An 18,921-nucleotide genomic window follows, 5' to 3' on the forward strand; every position below is an offset into this window, starting at 1 on the left:
AAATGAGCATTTTCTTCATTTTCTCATCAAATTCTAATCTAACTCTCGCTGATCTCTCATTCCTACAGGTTATTCTATAAATGTAGACGAGAACGAAACAACAACAACAACGAGGAGATGGATGATGATGATGAACAAACATAAACTTTGGATTGGTAGCTTGTCAGCAGCAGTATTACTTGGTGGATCGGCCGTAGCGGCTAGCGGTAATGTGAACGGACAATCGGTGCAAACTACACCAACGTCAACAACACAATCTGCAACACAGAATCAGAACAGCACAGGTAAAATGCTGAATGCATCTCAAGCGAAAGCGTTGGCGTTAAAAGCAGCCGATGGTAAAGTGGATGACGTGGATCTGGAGCGTAGAAACGGCCAAACGTTCTATGAAGTTGAGATCGACAGAAAAGGAACCAATGATGTTGTCGTTCGTCTGGATGCTTATACAGGCAAAATCCTTGCGGTCGTGAATGATGAAGACTACGATGACGACGACGATTATAAAGGTACTGTATCAGGCAACACGTCTAATAACTCTGCTTCCAAGCAGGTCAAATTGACGGCATCCCAAGCTTCAAACATTGCGTTGAAACAAGTTACGGGTGGTAAAGTAACCAAAGTCGAGCTGGATCATGATGATGGTCGCTATGTGTATGAGATCGAGCTGAGAACCGCTCAAGGTGAAGCAGATGTAGATATCGATGCCAACACAGGTAAAGTGTTATCGTTTGACCAGGATTTTGACGACCAAGATTAAGCAATAAGGGCGAGTATACGCCGATAAAACATCATATAAAAACCTGCCTATGAACAGCCGCACACAGCTAGAGATCGTTACATCATGGAGGGGCAGGGCAGGCATAGCAGAGGACGCTTCGGGGGAAGCGTCTTTTTGTTGTTGATCGAGAGAGCGGAGTATAAAATTGTACATCTTCCGCCGGATTGTTCACTATTCGAGCAGGAACGTGGCGGATACAATCGGAATCAGGGAGGTGAACGCCAGCCAGTATTGCCAAGAATTCTAATGCTAAAATGCATCATCGATCGGAGGCAGATGAGACATATCGATTTTAATTTTATGTAAGCGCTTCATAAAAAACATGGAGGTGCATTACGATATGGCTATGAACGATGGATGGTTGAAAAAGAATACACATTCACGTCGCTTTACCCGTCGCTTGAGTTATCTGCTTGCTTTGGTTTTGGCGCTGCAATCAATAGGTATGCTGCTTGCACCCGGACCGAATGCTTCAGCTGCTCCACTTAGTGTAACGAACGGGATACAGTTCAAGGATACCAATGGCAATGTCGTTCATGCTCATGGGGGCGGGATGATTAAGGCAAATGGGTATTATTACTGGTTTGGGGAGAATCGTAATACGAATGGAACGTTCAAGGCGGTATCGGTGTATCGTTCATCGGATCTGAAGAACTGGGAGTATCGCAATGATGTGCTCACCAGCAGTTCGGCAGCCGAGTTAAATATCTCTAACATTGAACGCCCAAAGGTCATCTACAACAGTGCTACTGGCAAATATGTGCTGTGGATGCACAAGGAGAATGGTCTGGATTATGGCGAGGCCCGAGTGGCGGTAGCTACTTCGAATACGGTTGATGGCAACTACACGTATGTGGGCAGTTATCGTCCACTTGGGTATGATTCCAGAGACATGACGGTATACAACGATAACGGAACCGCTTATCTGATCTCTGCGACCCGAGTGAATGCAGATCTGAATATATATAAGCTGACCCCGGATTTTCTGGGTGTGGAATCCCTCGTCACAACACTGTGGCCCGGACAATATCGTGAAGCACCTGCCCTATTCAAAAAAGACGACGTCTACTTCCTGATCACCTCTGGTGCGACCGGCTGGAATCCAAATCAGGCCAAATATGCGACAGCCTCCAGCATTACAGGCTCATGGAGCGGCCTTAGCAATTTTGGAGACAGTACAACGTATGGTTCCCAATCTACCTATGTCGTTCCAGTAGAAGGTTCACAGACTACATCCTATCTCTACATGGGTGATCGCTGGGCTGGTGCATGGAGCGGACCTGTGCAGGATTCCAAGTATGTCTGGCTGCCACTTTCATTCCCGAGTGCAACCAGTCTGGCGATGAACTGGGCCAGCAGTATTACGATTGATACAGCAACAGGGACCGTGACCGGAGTGAGTACACCGGATGTCTGGGACCCGAATGCTTCATATCAGCTGATTAGCCGTAAAAGCAATAAATTACTAAATGTCATCGGGGGTTCTTCCGCCAACGGTGCGGATCTGGAGCAGCGAGCAGATGGGGAGATGACAAGTCAACAGTGGCAGATTACCGATGCGGGTGGCGGTTATGTCAAAATCATCAACCGTTCCAGTGGCAAGCTAATCGGTGTGGAGAATGGTTCCACAAACGACGGGGCTGTCATTGAACAGTGGAATGATGGTGGCTGGGCCAGCCAGCAATGGCAGCTCGTCCATGTAGGTGGTGGTTATTATAAACTGAAGAACCGCAGTACAGGCAAAGTATTGGATATCTCCAGTCAATCCCTGGCAGATGGGGCTGCGGCCATCCAGTGGACGGATAATGGCGGCACGAATCAGCATTTTCAGATTGTTAAGGTGCAGTAAGACGTTTTAAGTATTATAAAATAAGATTCAACATAAAGTGGAAGCCCTTGTCTCTTACCATAAGGTGGGACAGGGGCTTTGTGATGTGTTCACGCTTGTTACGTGATGCTTTTACTCAAAGGGGATATCCAGACGTTGGCTGATATCGTGACCTATTGCCGATCATTACCATCCCAAACTGTGGTAAACTAGTAGAATTATAGAAAAAGATAGAGACAGGAGCTGGATAACGAAGTGAGTGAACAACAAGTGCTATCCATTGAAAGCTTGCGTATGAGATACAACGGACGTTATGTGTTGAATGGCATCGATCTGGAAGTAAATCGCGGTGAGATGATTGGATATATTGGTCCAAACGGGGCTGGCAAAAGTACAACGGTTAAGATTTTACTCGGGCTGGTTGAAGGATATGTAGGCACGGTGCGAATCTTTGGTAAAGATATTGCGGATGGCGATGTAGAGTATAAACGCAGAATCGGCTATGTTCCGGAGGTGGCGGAATTGTACGAACAATTAACGCCTGCGGAGTATCTGACTTTTACGGGAGAGTTATACGGTATGTCCTATGAGGATGCGGATTACAAAGCCAAGCTATTGATGGATTGTTTTGGAATGGAAAAATCATATCATTCCCGCATTGCCTCCTTTTCCAAAGGTATGCGTCAGAAAGTGCTGTTAATCTCTGCGCTGCTGCATGACCCGGATCTGTTGTTCCTGGATGAACCGCTCAGCGGATTGGATGCCAATAGTGTGATGGTGGTCAAAGAGATTTTGTCACAATTGTCAGCCAAAGGCACAACGATCTTCTATTCGTCACACATCATGGATGTGGTGGAGAAGATCAGCAGTCGAATTGTACTGATCGCTGAAGGACGCGTAGTGGCAGACGGTACGTTCAAGCAGCTCCAACAGCAATCCATGGAAGGCTCGCTGGAGGAAGTATTCAATCAATTAACGGGCTTTAATGAACATAAAGCCATTGCTGAGCGTTTTGTATCCATTGTGCAGGAGGTGTACTGATATGGAGGAATCCTCCGACTTCCGCACGCTCAAGATTCTGGATCGCTTTCGGCCAATCATCGCCAGAACAGGGGCGGATTATGATGTACTGCGCCTGATCTTGCGAGTGAAGTTCCAGATGGATCAACGCAGAGTACCTACTATTTTATCCAACAATTCAGGAAAAAAGGAGCGCAAGGAAGGTAATCAGTTTCTTCGATCCTTATGGTTGTATGGATTAATGGGACTGATGATGGTTCCCTTCATCGTCTGGGATACGGGGCATTTCATGCTTCAGATGGGACTTGTGTTTGGCATATTAATGTTTATGATCATGACGTCCATGATCTCGGATTTTTCCTCTGTGCTGCTGGACATCCGGGATCGCAATATCATCATGACCAAGCCCGTTAATGGGCGAACGGTGGGGATGGCCCGAGCCATCCATGCAGGTGTTTATCTGCTGCTGCTGACGGGTTCGTTAACCGGCATACCGTTAATTGCCGCGTTGGTGACTCATGGGATCGGATTCTTTCTGATCTTCCTTGTGGAACTGATTCTGATCAATATGCTAATTCTGGTGACAACGTCTCTGATCTATCTGTTCATGATGAAGTTTCTGGATGGTGAGAAGCTGAAGGATATGATCAACATGGTACAGATTCTGCTTTCCGTGGGGATTGCGATCGGTTATCAGCTGGTCATCCGTTCGTTCAGCATTATTGACTTTGGTATGGTATTTACCCCGGCATGGTGGCAGTTGCTGTTACCTCCGTTATGGTATGCGGCAGCATATGAATGGTTATTTGCAGGGGGCGGGAATGTGTGGATCTATACGTTCACAACACTGGCAGTCTTGGTTCCTGTGGTGAGTATGATCGTATATGTGAAGCTTATGCCTTCCTTTGAATTGTATTTGGAAAAAATGGCACATTCGGGTCAGTCCTCCGGACGTAGACGTGGAAGATGGGATCGGTTGATCTCCAAGGTGGTCAGTCGTTCCAGAGAGGAACAGGCTTGCTTTCGTCTGTCAGCCAGTATGATGCGTAATGAACGGGAATTCAAGCTGAAGGTGTATCCATCGCTTGGTTTATCATTTGTTTTACCTTATGTATTCTGGTTTACCGAATTGCAGTCTTCTAGTTGGGCGGAGTTTAGACAAAGTTCGTTTGTATACACCTTTTACATCGTGCTGATGTTGGTTGTAACGGTGGTGGTCATGCTGAAGTTTTCGGGACAATATAAGGCATTCTGGACTTTTCGCGCTGCACCGATGGCAAATGATAGCGCGTTATATAAAGGCGCTCTGAAGGCGTTCTTGTGCAACATGTTCCTGCCTATATTTCTGGCAAATGCCGTTTTGTTCACCTGGACATTTGGATTACGGATACTGCCGGATATTGCCATTATTATGATGACGGCTACAGCGCTTGTCCCACTGGCAGGCAAATTGTTGCTGCGTAAGCCGCCGTTCTCCCAATCCTTCAGTATGGCGCAGCAAAGTGATGGCTGGTATGTATTCGCCGCCCTCCCTGTGCTTGCCATGTTATGGGGAGTCCATGTCTTTTTCCGTTCGGTGGCAGGGGGCGTATGGATCTATGGCGCGCTACTGATCGTAGCGAATGTGCTGCTGTGGACGCTGTTGTTTCGAGAGAAGAAAACAGCGAAGAAGGGGTCGGTTGCAGTTTAAGGATTGAGTAGTAGAGAGTAAGAGCGCTAAACGATAAGAGAGGGTAAAAGAGCTAACTTAGACGCTGATGTCGAGGTTAGCTCTTTTTGATAGGTGATACTACCCCATAGATACTATCCCAAAGAAACCTTCTCCGCAGCGCTAACGAACCTGAGACAACCTATTCAGGGTCAAAATCTGAAATATAAATTCTAACGAACCTCAGGAACGCTATCCTTCGGAAAAGTAGCTATTTAGCTTGAAAAAGAACCAATTCAGGCACAATAACGTGTCTGAGATTCGTTAGGTTTTAGATCCATGCTAAATGGGACAAATAGCGTGTATCAGGTTCGGTAGAATGAAGTAAAGCAGTGGAGGTTCCCCAGAAGGGAGAACCCTATTTTTTATGGCCTGATCGGAGGATGGATTCCGCTAGCCGATCGGCTGCATCGGCTGTGGAGATCGCAGATTGCGCAGCTTCTGCGTATACCTTGCTCAGCGTGCCTGCAATCCCCGCCACCTTTTGGCGGATCAGGTCAGGCCCGGCGCCTTCCAACTCGTAGGCGGTGGAGATGATTCCGCCTGCGTTGAGCACATAATCAGGCGCGTACAGGATACCGCGCGCCTGCATGCGGCCTGCAACCAGCTGTCGTTCACTCAGCTGGTTGTTGGCCGCCCCGGCAACGATGGAGCAGCGCAGCTCCTCCACCGTTGCCGGGGTCAGTACGCCCCCTAGGGCACAGGGGGCGAAGACCTTGCAGTCAGCGGCGTGGATATGGGCCGGATCGGCCGAGATGGCGCCGCTGAACTGCACAAGGGCACGTTGTACACGCTCCGGTACAACGTCTGCCACAATGAGCCGTGCCCCGGCTGCATGCAGGTAACGGCACAGGGCATACCCGACCTTGCCCAGTCCCTGGACGGCAACGGGAATGCCCTGCAAAGATGCAATGCCTTGCTGGCGCAGCGAGGTCACAATGCCGATGTGTACGCCATAGGCGGTCATCTCGGCAGTGAAGTCATCCTGCGCCCCAAGCGAACCCGTGGTGTCCGTCACATGTGCGGTCTCCAGTCGGATCTGGTCCATGTCTGTCGCCGTAGTACCCAGATCAAGACCTGTCACGTACCGTCCGTTCAGCCGCTCCAGACAACGTCCCAGTGCGCGAAAGCGCTGCGCCCGCTTGGATACGTCCGTATCCAGAATTTTATCTTGTGGATGCGTACCCTCATCAGCGGCGACTTTCCGTTCAGCTGCAGCGCCCTTTTGCTGCTCTACCCCTAGATCTCCAGCGACCTGCTCACCACTTTGAGATCCGCAACCATTCTCATCCGGTTTTGCATTCTTCACAAAAGGCACATTCCATATGACCACTTTCCCGCCACCATACGGCAGTCCGGAGATTGCATTTTTGTACGTCATGCCTTTGGCAAGTTTCATGGCGTCCCGAACAGCTTCTTCCTCGGACGCATACGTCCAGTAGCGGCATCCGCCGAGCGCAGGTCCAAGGACCGTATTATGAATGGCAATGACCGCCCTCAATCCACTATCTGCATCATGGCAAAAAATGAGTTCCTCCATGCCTTCCCGCTCCATCTCCTGCCATAGCTGCATGACGGCACCCCCTTTTGTTTTGACCCATCCATCCTGGTTTTGACCTGATATCCTGTGCCAGCGTGCTTGGCTTTATGATGATACAGCATATTCAAAGACCCCCGTTTTCGACCCTGGGACCTCCGCCGGGTTGATAATCGGTACAAACGGTTTTATAATGGCAGTTCCGGTATGCCAGAGAGCAGAAAATGCCTACGGATTTACATCCAAGCGTTTAGAACGAGGGTATAACGTCCAATGATGGAGATAGAGCGAACATACAGGAAGCATAGATGATACGAAATCGTCGAGGATATGCAGCAAAGGGCCAATTCCGTTGTGAGGGCCAGGAAAGAGGGATTGTGATTGTTTAAAATATTGGTATTTATCTTTTTGATCCAGATTGTGTACGTATCCGCTTATACACTCCGGATGATTCTGACACTCAAAGGCCAGAAATACATCGCCGCACTGATTAGCATGGGTGAGATTGTGATCTATGTGCTCGGTCTGAATCTGGTGCTCCAATACCTGACTCAGCCTTCGGCCCTGATCGTGTACGCCGTGGGTTATGGACTTGGAGTGTTGCTCGGTGCGTGGATTGAAGAGAAGATCGCGCTCGGTTACGTTACCGTTAAAGTCATCTGTAACCAGATGGGCAACAACGTCGCGAATGCCCTGCGAGATAAAGGATATGGTGTTACTGCATGGGTGGGTAGTGGACGTGACGGGGATCGGCTTGTGATGGAGATTCTGGCAAAACGTAAAAACCAGAAATTGCTCTACCAGACGATTCTCGATCTGGACCCCAAAGCATTTGTTATTACCGTGGAACCCAAACAGTTCCATGGCGGCTTCTGGACACGTTCCATTAAAAAGTAGAATTGAGCAGGTCTGCAGCAGATGCAGTCCTGCTTTTTTGGTTTCATTTTATCCGACGCCTTCATGTTGCCACGATATATCCCTGAAACCTTACTCCCCAAGTTAACTCTGTACGATTCAAGGTTGCTTACAGTACAATTCCTTGTTGTACCAGCCATTCCCGTCTACATGTGAGATAGGGATTATTGTTGTAATCGCTTTCAACATTTACATTGATAACATGTCCTTCGTAACACGGCATGGCAGCGATGGACGAATGTCATCATCATATATTGGGAGGAATGGAATCGATGAAAACTAAATTTCGAAGTTTATGCAGCACAGCCTTGGCTCTAACGTTGGGGTTAACTTTATTGTCCGGCCAGGCAAGTGTGCAGGCAGCGGGTAACGCAGACTACAATCTTACAGGCTTCTCCCAAGGGAACGCGGGCGGCGGCATCATTAGCGAATCAAACACAGCAACGTATAAGAAAGTGTATAATGCGACCGATCTGGCATTGGCGCTGAAAAAGAACTCCGGTGTCAAAGTTGTTGAGATCATGAACGATCTGAATCTGGGATGGAATGAAATTCCGAGCGCAGCGCAGACTTCTCCTTTTGCCAAGCATAATGATGCGTTGACGCATCCCGTATTAAAACAGACCGGTGTCAGCAAGCTCACGATTGACGGTTTCAATGGACTCACGATTTTCTCCGCCAATGGTTCCAAGATCAAACACGCTGCGATCAGCGTGAAACGAAGCTCAAATGTCATCATCCGCAACCTGGAATTTGATGAGTTATGGGAATGGGATGAATCCACCAAAGGTGATTACGACAAGAACGATTGGGACTACATCACCCTGGAGGAGAACAGCAACGTATGGATTGATCACTGCACATTCAATAAAGCTTATGACGGACTCGTCGATTCGAAAAAAGGAACCAGCGGCGTGACCATTTCCTGGTCCCTCTTCAAAGGGGATGACGGCAGCTCGAACAGCTGGGTTACCCAGCAGATTAACGAATTGGAAGCAAATAAGGCTTCCTATCCCATGTACAACTACCTGCGCAGCAGTGCTGTAGGTCTCAGCAAAGCCGATATTATCGCCATCTCGGGGCCACAAAAGAAAGGACATCTGGTCGGTTCGACCAGCCTGGAATCAGCTAACGCCAACCTGTCCATGACCCTGCACCATAATCTGTACAAAGATATTCAGGATCGGATGCCGCGCCTGCGTGGAGGCAACGCACATGCATACAACATCGTGATGGATTCGACAGGGGCACGTGCCGCTAAAGCCAAAATTACAACGGCGATGGCAACAGCGATTGCGTCCAAAGGTTATAAGTTCGATATCATTGGCAATGGGGCAATCTCCACAGAGAGCGGAGCCGTATTAGTTGAGAAATCAGTCATCAAGGACGTTCTGTATCCTGTTCGCAACAATCAGACCGATCCGGCAGACCCAACCTATACCGGCAAAATCAGAGTGACCGATACCATGTATTCTTTGGATGGCAGCTCATTCCGTGGCAGCAGTGATACGTCTGGCAGTCCACTGGCGCCAATCCCGGCCGTGGTGAAATCGTTCTCCTGGAACGGCTTCTCTACACTTCCTTACAGCTATACCACGGATGATCCATCTACGTTGAATGCACGCCTCACGGCTTCCAATGGCGCGGGTTCGGGTAAATTGACCTGGTCCAAGGACAATTGGTTGAAGACAAGTTACTGATATCAGAGTAACCTGTTGCTTTTACGTTCTTCAAATAAGGAAAAGAGTGCTCCTGCAGCTACGATAGCCGGGAGTGCTCTTTTTATATGAATCAGCTCCATAAACAGTTTGGCGGGCCGCTTGAAAAGTGACTCCTTGTTAGGGTGGATCATCTCCAGCTACAGCATGTGTTAGTCTCCCCGATGATCGTTGTATATCAATATTCATCTTCATTACCTTTGTGAGTAATTTATGACAAATTAACCATTTATACAAGTACGACTTGTAATTTTACTTACCGGTAAATATAATTTATTAGAATTGATCAATAAGGATGGTGAAGCAGCTTGGATGTATGGATATATTCCGCACTTACTCTTGTTTATTTGATACTTGTTATTCGGATGACCGTCGCTTTGACCCAGAGGAAGCAATGGCTGGCGTATTCTAGTTTTCAGTTATTCGTAGCGTTCAGCTTGGCGTATGATAATGGAATTATTGCTCTAGGTAATATAATAGGTGAAGGGGAACCGCTAATGGTTCTCAGTAGCCTTCGATTTTGGCTACATGCCTTTGCTACCCCTACCCTTGTTCTTGTTAGCTACCATATCTTGCATAGCTCAGGTGCCAAGTTTGCCAATAGAAGTATAACGAGTGTGGTGGCATGGCTGATAACTTTATGTTTGGTTATCTACCAGATTGTAGGTTTTACTTTATCCGAGGTTAAAAATCTCAAGGTTATAGAAGAGTATGGAGTACTGAGATATATGGCAGAAGGTCATGGAGGTCCGCCGATGATGGTGATCATCGTGGGGATTGTACTCTTATTTGTTAGCCTGGTCGTTCTTTTCAAACATAAATGGGTTTGGCTGTTTGTTGGAACTGCCTTGTTGTTTGTAGGGCAGTTAATCTCCCTGCCAGTGGAAACCGGTACTTTAACCAATGTGTATGAGCTGATCCTCATCCTCTCGATTTGGAGAACGACTACATTTTTGAAGGATTCAACAGATCATCGCCGTCGTTAAGCTCCAATGCATCAGAAAAGACTGGCCAGTAAGATAAAGGCCAGTCATCTGTGCTTGTTTATTTCATTTTTTAATTCAAATATCCATAGTATCTGATGAGGCAGACACAGCACTCACCGAGTCACGATAGATGATGTTGCCTTTCACATGTACACGGCCGAAGCTGCGGTTGGGGTTGTCGACCTTTTTGAGCATCGAATGGACCGCCGTCCGCGCCATCTGTTCCACATCCACTTCAACGGTTGTCAGCTTGGGATCGGAGAGCATGGCATAGATATCATTATCAAAGCCAACAACAGAGCATTGGCCAGGCACCTGAATATCCATGGAAGTCAGTTTTTGAACCAGTAGATGAGCGACCTGATCACAGTTGCATACAAAAGCGGTTGGCAGCTGTTCCGGCAGATCAATCTCAATAAATGTACCCCGTTCATCCCGATCATTTAGAACCAGATCTGGATTCATCGGCAAGCGATGTTCCAGCAAGGATTTGTAATACCCAAGGAATCGGTCCTGGATACTGCTCGTGGAATACAGGTTCCCTACATAAGCAATGTTACGGTGGCCCTGCTGAACCAGATAGTTCGTTAGCTCATAGGCAGCGTAGAAGTTATCGGTAACGACGGAATCGATGTCCGAATGTTCATCGTAGAAGTCGAGAAACATTTTGGGAACTTCCATCGATCGCACCAGTTCAATATACTCTTTGCTGATCTGTCCAAGCACGATGAAACCATCGACCTTGTTATCGCTGTATAGCTTGGGTAGCGTTAATTCTTCCTCATCCTCCACATTCAGAATGTGCAGAATACCGTAGTAACCCTGTTCCTCCAGATGTTTGGTGATGCGCTGGAACACGCGTACATAGAACGACTGCGTAGGCCCGGTAAAACGCTCCGGGATAATTACGCCAATATTATGGGTTAAGCCTTCCTTCATGGAACGGGCAGCGGCGTTATACCGATAGCCCATTTCAACAGCAAGCACTTTAATTTTTTCCTTTAATTCGCCACTCACGCCATCTTTATCATTCAATGCTTTCGAGACGGTCACACTGCTGACCCCGAGCCTGTCGGCGATATCCCGCATGGTGATATTGTTCTTCAGTATGGTCGCCTCCTTCAAGCCGGTATAGGCACAATGTGCTGTCATTATGATGAGTGTTTTCTCCGCACATAATAACAATCCATATCAGTATACATCGTTACCCACTTGGAATAAAGCAATTCTGGCTGTTGTTTCGCTATTTTCAGCATATTTCAGGCTTGCTTGAAAGGTTGTTATAGCGATGTTATGTCAATTGTTTCTGTAAAAGCTTCTCATTCTGTTCAATCAGCTGACCCCGCTGGCTGGCACAGTCCAGGGAACGATACGGATCATCCGGTGTATTGAACGTATAATCGACCAGTTTCTCCAGAGTCGTTGTTGCTACATGACAGCGGGTATCACTGGATGCGTAATAGATAAAGACTTCTTCTTTCTCATTGACCACAGCACCATTGCAGAAAATAACATTGGATACATCGCCTACACGCTCATCGTCATAAGGGGCAATGAAGTGGCCGCCCGGCTTGGCGATAATACGCGCCGGATCATTCAGATCCGTAGCGAAGGTGTATAACACATAACGCAGGCCTGCCGCGGTGTTCCGAACCCCGTGAGCAATGTGAATCCAGCCACGATCCGTCTTGAGCGGAGCAGGGCCCTGACCGTTTTTGACCTCATATACCGTATGATATTGCCGTTCGTCGATAATCGTCTCTTCATGAATGACCGGGTTCAAGATATCCTCACACAGACCGAAGGCGATTCCGCCGCCGCTGCCTGTTGAGATGAATCCGTCCTGTGGACGGGTGTAGAAGGCATATTTTCCATCCACGAACTCCGGGTGCAACACGACATTGCGCTGTTGAGGGGAATTCGTTGTGATGTTGGGCAACCGTTCCCAGCTTGTGAGATCTCGTGTCCGAACCAGTCCGGCCTGTGCCACTGCGCTGGACGTGTCAAATGCAGGAGCCTCCGGGTCTTTGCGTTCCGAGCAATAGATGCCATAGATCCAGCCATCCTCATGCTGAACAAGGCGCATATCATACTGATTGGTTTCATCCGCATCAATATCTTCCCAGACTAATGGTTTACCTGTAAAACGGAATCCGTCGATGCCATTGTCACTCTCGGCGAGCGCAAAGATCGATTTGCGATCCAATCCTTCGGTACGAATGACCATGACGTATTTGCCATTGAAATAGATGGCTCCCGGATTCAGCGTCGCATTAATGCCCAGACGCTCCATGAAATGCGGGTTGGTCGTCTCATTCAGATCGAATCTCCAATGCAGCGGTACATGATGGCGAGTGATTACCGGATATTGATACCGATCATATATGCCGTTGTAGAAGGAAGAATTGATCTCATTGGGACGAGTTAGCAACTGCTCCTGTTTCTCCAGTAACTCCTTATATTTCGGGTGTATCATTCTGATCCCATCCTCTCAATTAGTTCAATACAAAAACGGCTATTGTGATACGGGCATTTCCACGGTCCGGCAATTTCGCTCTGATCCGGTGTTCCGTTCCCATCAACCGACCAGTACCATTCCCCACCAGCGCGCTGATCAATGATGTTTTCTTTTGTATAGGTCCATAAGCGCTCGACTCTCTCCAGAAACAATGGATCACCTGTACGCTGATATGCATTATAGAAGCCCACCATGGCCTCGGCCTGAACCCACCAAATTCGCTTATCATCGATATGTTCACCTTCTTGTTCATTTAACAGGGAACCATCCGCATTCACGGCCACATTGGAGATGTTATAGGCGATATCCGTTACCATCGCTGCATACTGCGGATGTTGTTCTATCCCCAGAACTTTCAGTGCTTCGTCGATCAGCCAGCTGGCCTCAATGTCATGTCCGAACGAGCGCAGATCGATGATGGATTCCCACTGTTTGTTGAAAAAAACCCCGAGAAACTTGGTGTCTTGGTCATACACCTGTTCATATAGAATCCCAAGCAGGCGTTCCAGCGCTGCCTTCACTTGTTGATCCGGCCACACTCGATAGAGTGTGGTGTAGGCCTCCAGCACATGGATATGCGTATTCATTGTGTAATCCGCAATCACCCCATTTTCGCTCAGCATTTCATTGGGCTGTTCCTTCCATGTGCGATCAAATTGTTCTTTGTACGCAGGTAGTTCGGCATCCAGACCTTTGTCCTCGATTAGTGCAAAAAGCGTTTTCGCAAGTTCCAATGCAGAAGCATCCCCGGTAGCACGATAGTACTCACTGAGTGAATACACTCCGAATGATTGCGTATACACATGTTTGCTCGTGTCCAGCGCTTCCCCTGTGTAATCTACCATCCAGTACATACCGCCATATTCGATATCCATCACATGATCAGCGAGAAAACGATATGCGTGCGCCGCGTGATCGCGCCATCTTTCGTTTCCGGTAACCCGATAGGCTGCTGCAAAAGACCATAATTGCCGTGCCGTGGCAATCCCGCCTTTGGGTGCCTGCGGATTCACCTGAAGATCATTGCCAACCCAGCCGTAGAATCCACCGTGGGTTGTATCTTTAAGGTTGGACCAGAAGGGTAAAATCTGCTTCTCCCAATGCGTCTTAATCTCAGATTGAAGTTCGGTTGTTTTTGTATTCATAAGTGAGCGCTCCTTCAAAATAGTGCATCAATCTAATTAAATTAAGTTAACGGTAACTTTATTAGTCCATATTAGTGCTCTGAAAAACAGATGTCAACGAAATGCATCGCAATTTTTCTTGTTAAGTTATAATTAATTTAATTGACAGGTAAGCGTTACCATAATAGAATTCATTTTGTAACCTTAACGATAACTTAATTAAATTAAGAGAGGGGTCGAAACAATTGAGAAAAAACAAAGGTTGGATGATGTTGCTGACGATGCTGCTCATCACTTCGCTACTTGCTGCATGTTCATCCGGAGGTGGATCTTCGCAGGCAGGGGAGGAGATCAGTACAGATCCGGCAGATATCAAAGGTGAAATAACCGTTCTGACGCAACGTACAGATATTGTGGATACCGTGTTCAAAGACTACGCAGCAGAATTCAACAAGGAATATCCCGATGTGAAAGTAAATTTCCAGGCACTGGCCGACTACGAAGGACAAGTGAAAATCCGTATGAGCACCAAAGATTACGGTGACGTATTGATGATCCCGACCAGTGTTCCGATCGCAGATATCCCGGACTTTTTCGAGCCGCTTGGCACGTACGATGAATTGAAAGACAAATACACTGCCATTGAAGAACGTATGGTGGATGGTCAGGTATACGGTATCCCTACCGTGATCACATTCTCAGGAATCATTTATAACAAACAGGTCTTCAAAGACGCAGGCATTATGGAAGTTCCAAAAACACCGGAGCAATTCCAGGCTGCGCTTCAGTTGATCAAAGACAATACAGATGCGGTTCCGCTCTACACCAACTATGCATCTGGCTGGGCATTAACCCAATGGGAATCGGATCTGCCAACCGTTGCAGGCAGTGTGGATTACGTTAACGTGGACCAACCGAACACAGATGAGAACTTTGTGCCTGGTCAGCCACACTATGAACTATATAAAGTGCTCTATGATGCAGCCAAGAACAATCTAATCGAGAAAGATCCAACGACAACCGACTGGGAAAGTTCCAAGGCTGATCTTGCCAAAGGCAAAATTGCCACGATGGCACTTGGCTCTTGGGCCATCACACAGATTCAAGGTATGACGGATACACCGGACGACATCGGATTCCTTCCTTTCCCAACCAACGCAAGTGAGGTTGTGGTTCCGCTCTCCGCAGACTATAACATCGGCATGAACGTGAACAGTGAGAACAAACCTGCTGCCAAAGCCTGGATTGACTGGTTCTTGGCGAAGTCGAACTACGCAGTTGAACAAGGCGGCGGTATGGATGCAGACAAGAATGCTGAATTGCCACCCATTTTGGATCAATATAAAGACGTTCAATTCTCGACACTTACACCTGCCAAAGAAGGTCAGGAAGGTCTCGTTGACAAGATCGATAACGAAGGTGAAATCGGCCTCTGGCAGCCTGATTTCAAGAAACGCATTATCGAAGCAGGTATTGGGAACCGCAAGGAATCGTATGACGACATCATGAAGGACCTGAACGACAAGTGGGTCAAAGCACGGGCAGAACTCACGAAATAATTAGAATAGCGTGAGTGGATCAGGCGATGAATGGACTGCGGGGGTATAGGAATCCATTTATGAATGGAGCATGGAGCATGTGGTATTTGAAAGTATGATGCCAGATGCTCTTCCCCCGGCAGTTATTCCGCAGGAATTCCATTGGACGGGAGTCTTTCGATATATAGGCGGGTGAACCGCTTGGAGGTGTGGAGAGCATGAAGTACTTAAAGGTTTCGAATTGGGGTTACTCAGCGCAACGCATATTTATCATCTGTGCCTTCTCAATTATTCCGCTGGCGTTGCTGTTCACGTTTGCATACTTGCCTGTCATCAACATGTTCAAATACAGTTTCACCGATTGGAACGGATACAGTAAAAGGTTCGATTATGTTGGGTTTGAGAACTATACGCGCATATTCAGTGATCCCGAATACTTCAAAGTATTTATTGTCAGCTTGTATTACTTCGTGGCTACGTTCTTACAGATGGGCTTGGCGCTTTACTTTGCCACCATTCTGAGTTTCAAAGTTCGAGGCAAAAACTTCTTCAAAGGCATACTGTTTTTCCCTTATTTGCTGAATGGGGTAGCCATCGGTTTTATCTTCCTCTTTTTCTTCAAACCGGACGGCACACTCGATATGCTCATGCATGCTGTCGGGCTGGGACAATACACGCAGCTCTGGCTCGGTAATCCCAATATTATCAACGTGTCACTCGCAGGTGCCTCAGTATGGAGATACATGGGCTTCAACTTTATCATTTTCCTGGGTGCAATCTCCTCCATTCCGAAGAATGTGTATGAAGCATCCGATATTGATGGTGCCAATCGCTGGCAGCAATTCCGCCACATCATCCTGCCAAGCATTACACGCATCCTGCAGCTCAACCTGATCTTGGCGATTAGCGGCGCAATTAGTGCGTTCGATATTCCATATATCATGACTGATGGTTCCAACGGCAGTATGACATTTGTAATCCAGACGGTTCATTTGGCGTTTAAATACGGCAAGCTGGGACTGGCATCCGCCATGGCTGTGGTGCTGCTCTTGATCGTTATTCTCGTTACGCTTGTGCAGCGCGTCACCATGAAAGGGGAGGAATAAACGTGACACAACTCAAATACACCCTTGCGAGCGTGGTTAAATATGCTTCCCTGGTGCTTGCGGCGTTTATCGCGCTTTTGCCCATCGTGGTCATCCTGTTTGCATCTCTCAAAACGAATGCGGAATACGCTACCAGCAGTCCGCTTGCCCCGCCAGCTAACTGGCTGAACTTTGCGAATTATACGAAGGCTTTTGTGGATGGCAACATGCTGGTCGGTTTTAAAAATACAATTATTATCCTAATCATCTCCATTATAGGTGCAACGTTAACGGGTTCCATGATCGCGTATGTACTGGATCGGTTCAAATTCAAGGGCAAGAAAATCATGGTCGCGGCATTCCTGCTCGCTACGCTGATTCCAAGTGTTACGACACAGGTCGCCACATTCCAGATCATCAACGCGCTCGACCTGTTTAACACACGCTGGGCGGCCATCGTGATGTACCTGGGTACAGATATCATCGCGGTTTATATCTTCCTACAGTTCCTGGGCTCTATCTCAAGTGCACTGGATGAATCCGCCATGCTGGACGGCGCGTCGTACTTCACGATCTACTGGAAAATCATTCTGCCACTGCTGAAACCGGCCATTGTAACGGTCATTATTGTGAAGGGCGTGAACATCTATAACGACTTCTACACACCGTTCCTGTACATGCCAAAGACCGATCTACAGGTCATATCCACCGCCTTGTTCAAATTCAAGGGACCGTTTGGATCGCAGTGGGAAGTCATCAGCGCCGGCATCATGATCGCCATTATTCCAACCATGATCATCTTCCTGTTGTTACAGAAGTACATCTACAACGGCTTCGCGCAAGGCTCAGTTAAATAAAAAAAACGAAAGGCTATATGAAATGCATATGAGAATGTACAGGAACGAAGAGGACAAAAAAAAGCTGGAGAAACGGAGGGGGCGCTAAAAGCTTTCTGAAAGAAAGCTCGCTCCGTAAGCATACGCTATAACCGGATTTTTCCCTTTTATAAGGGGATCAAAAAAAATCTGGGGATAACGGCGATCGGAAGGTTGTTCTGTCATCAAAGTGGTCAAGTGCAATTTTAAGTATTCATTTCATAAAGCCTAACCGAAGGGAGAATGAAAAATGTCAGTTGCTGAAATGAAAAACGTACACATTGTTGGGGACGCTTTGCCGAATATGCCATGGGAAGCCAAACCGGAGGGAACGGAAGGCCCGGTATGGAGACATTCGGCGAACCCGGTGGTTCCGCGTAATCCGGTCAAAGGCATTGCCCGCATTTTCAACAGTGCCGTTGTACCGTATGAAGGCAAATTCATTGGGGTATTCCGCGCCGAAACTGTTAATGGCCGTCCTCACCTTCACATGGGGGCGAGTGAAGACGGTCTGGAGTGGACAATTGAAGAGGAACGCATTGCATTTGTAGATGAGAATGGCGATCCGTTTATGCCGAACTATGCGTACGATCCACGTTTGGTCAAAGTCGAGGACACGTATTACATCATCTGGTGTACAGACTTCTACGGCGCAGCACTGGGCCTGGCCAAAACAGATGACTTCAAAACATTTGTCCGCCTCGAAAATCCAATGCTGCCATTCAACCGTAATGGCGTATTGTTCCCGCGCAAAATCAAGGATAACTATGTGATGTTGTCCAGACCAAGTGACAGTGGACATACCCCATTCGGAGACATTTTCCTGAGTGAAAGCCCGGATCTTGTGTACTGGGGCAAACATCGTCATGTGATGAGCAAGGGCGGCCAAGGCTGGTGGCAATCGGTCAAAATTGGCGGCGGGCCCGCTCCGATCGAAACGTCCGAAGGCTGGCTGATGTTCTACCACGGCGTAACGGGAACCTGTAATGGTTTTGTCTATAGCATGGGTGCGGTCATTCTGGATCTCGATGAGCCGTCCAAAGTAAAATACCGTTCTTCTAACTTCGTACTGACACCGGAAAAATGGTATGAAGAACAAGGCTTCGTTGATAACGTCATCTTCCCGTGTGCAACTCTGCATGATGCTGATACCGGACGTATCGCTATCTATTACGGCGCTGCCGATACGTATGTGGGCGTGGCGTACACGACCATCGAAGAAATCGTGAACTATGTGATCGAGACGGATGAAGTCATCGCCGGAGACCATGAAGAGGGCAAGCTGTAATGC

The 18,921-nt window shown here is 47.7% G+C and carries 15 protein-coding genes; 11 read left to right on the top strand and 4 right to left on the bottom strand.

What is annotated here, in order from left to right; all coding sequences use genetic code 11:
- Window positions 1-160: 160 nt before the first annotated feature.
- The 4 genes from ACDJ59_RS27405 to ACDJ59_RS27420 all read left to right on the top strand — a co-directional run bounded on the left by ACDJ59_RS27405 (window position 161) and on the right by ACDJ59_RS27420 (window position 5,316).
- Window positions 161-757 carry a PepSY domain-containing protein gene (locus ACDJ59_RS27405; RefSeq protein WP_413406844.1) on the top strand — a complete coding sequence of 199 codons (597 nt, stop codon included), beginning with the start codon at window positions 161-163 and terminating at the stop codon, window positions 755-757.
- Window positions 758-1,118: 361 nt separating this feature from the next.
- A complete protein-coding gene (locus ACDJ59_RS27410; RefSeq protein ID WP_413406845.1) occupies window positions 1,119-2,627 on the top strand; it encodes an RICIN domain-containing protein in 1,509 nt (502 codons plus the stop codon).
- A gap of 234 nt (window positions 2,628-2,861) precedes the next feature.
- The gene (locus ACDJ59_RS27415) at window positions 2,862-3,647 is read left to right on the top strand and encodes an ABC transporter ATP-binding protein (RefSeq protein ID WP_339298513.1); all 786 of its coding nucleotides are present in this window, start codon (window positions 2,862-2,864) and stop codon (window positions 3,645-3,647) included.
- A gap of 1 nt (window position 3,648) precedes the next feature.
- A complete protein-coding gene (locus ACDJ59_RS27420; RefSeq protein ID WP_413406846.1) occupies window positions 3,649-5,316 on the top strand; it encodes a hypothetical protein in 1,668 nt (555 codons plus the stop codon).
- Between the two features lie 376 nt (window positions 5,317-5,692).
- Here ACDJ59_RS27420 and ACDJ59_RS27425 read toward each other — a convergent pair whose 3' ends face one another.
- Window positions 5,693-6,907, bottom strand: a complete 1,215-nt coding sequence (locus ACDJ59_RS27425) for a Leu/Phe/Val dehydrogenase (protein WP_413406847.1) — start codon at window positions 6,905-6,907, stop codon at window positions 5,693-5,695.
- A gap of 345 nt (window positions 6,908-7,252) precedes the next feature.
- Between ACDJ59_RS27425 and ACDJ59_RS27430 the strand changes: the two genes are divergently transcribed.
- From ACDJ59_RS27430 to ACDJ59_RS27440, 3 genes are all read left to right on the top strand, one after another.
- The gene (locus tag ACDJ59_RS27430; protein WP_036606590.1) at window positions 7,253-7,768 is read left to right on the top strand and encodes a DUF2179 domain-containing protein; all 516 of its coding nucleotides are present in this window, start codon (window positions 7,253-7,255) and stop codon (window positions 7,766-7,768) included.
- 290 nt (window positions 7,769-8,058) lie between these two features.
- The gene (locus ACDJ59_RS27435) at window positions 8,059-9,486 is read left to right on the top strand and encodes a hypothetical protein (protein ID WP_413406848.1); all 1,428 of its coding nucleotides are present in this window, start codon (window positions 8,059-8,061) and stop codon (window positions 9,484-9,486) included.
- Between the two features lie 326 nt (window positions 9,487-9,812).
- Complete coding sequence (locus ACDJ59_RS27440) at window positions 9,813-10,490, top strand: hypothetical protein (RefSeq protein WP_413406849.1); 678 nt, start codon at window positions 9,813-9,815, stop codon at window positions 10,488-10,490.
- 75 nt (window positions 10,491-10,565) lie between these two features.
- Here the strand turns inward: ACDJ59_RS27440 and ACDJ59_RS27445 are convergent, their stop codons facing one another.
- The 3 genes from ACDJ59_RS27445 to ACDJ59_RS27455 form a co-directional block, all read right to left on the bottom strand.
- Window positions 10,566-11,642 carry a substrate-binding domain-containing protein gene (locus ACDJ59_RS27445; protein WP_413406850.1) on the bottom strand — a complete coding sequence of 359 codons (1,077 nt, stop codon included), beginning with the start codon at window positions 11,640-11,642 and terminating at the stop codon, window positions 10,566-10,568.
- 139 nt (window positions 11,643-11,781) lie between these two features.
- The gene (locus ACDJ59_RS27450; protein ID WP_413406851.1) at window positions 11,782-12,966 is read right to left on the bottom strand and encodes a glycosidase; all 1,185 of its coding nucleotides are present in this window, start codon (window positions 12,964-12,966) and stop codon (window positions 11,782-11,784) included.
- Window positions 12,963-14,153 carry an AGE family epimerase/isomerase gene (locus tag ACDJ59_RS27455; protein ID WP_413406852.1) on the bottom strand — a complete coding sequence of 397 codons (1,191 nt, stop codon included), beginning with the start codon at window positions 14,151-14,153 and terminating at the stop codon, window positions 12,963-12,965. The genes ACDJ59_RS27450 and ACDJ59_RS27455 overlap by 4 nt, the downstream gene beginning before the upstream one ends.
- A 224-nt stretch (window positions 14,154-14,377) precedes the next feature.
- Here ACDJ59_RS27455 and ACDJ59_RS27460 point away from each other — a divergent pair, with 224 nt between their 5' ends.
- From ACDJ59_RS27460 to ACDJ59_RS27475, 4 genes are all read left to right on the top strand, one after another.
- Entirely contained in the window at window positions 14,378-15,691 is a 1,314-nt protein-coding gene (locus tag ACDJ59_RS27460) for an ABC transporter substrate-binding protein (protein WP_413406853.1), read from the top strand.
- Between the two features lie 197 nt (window positions 15,692-15,888).
- Window positions 15,889-16,776: a carbohydrate ABC transporter permease gene (locus tag ACDJ59_RS27465; RefSeq protein ID WP_413406854.1), complete on the top strand. Its 888-nt coding sequence runs from the start codon at window positions 15,889-15,891 to the stop codon at window positions 16,774-16,776.
- A 2-nt stretch (window positions 16,777-16,778) separates the two neighbouring features.
- The gene (locus ACDJ59_RS27470) at window positions 16,779-17,612 is read left to right on the top strand and encodes a carbohydrate ABC transporter permease (RefSeq protein WP_047840860.1); all 834 of its coding nucleotides are present in this window, start codon (window positions 16,779-16,781) and stop codon (window positions 17,610-17,612) included.
- Window positions 17,613-17,880: 268 nt separating this feature from the next.
- Window positions 17,881-18,918 carry a glycosylase gene (locus ACDJ59_RS27475; protein WP_413406855.1) on the top strand — a complete coding sequence of 346 codons (1,038 nt, stop codon included), beginning with the start codon at window positions 17,881-17,883 and terminating at the stop codon, window positions 18,916-18,918.
- The last annotated feature ends 3 nt before the right edge of the window (window positions 18,919-18,921 follow it).

Origin of the sequence: Paenibacillus amylolyticus (genome assembly GCF_047302515.1) — a bacterium.
Taxonomy (GTDB): domain Bacteria; phylum Bacillota; class Bacilli; order Paenibacillales; family Paenibacillaceae; genus Paenibacillus; species Paenibacillus amylolyticus_G.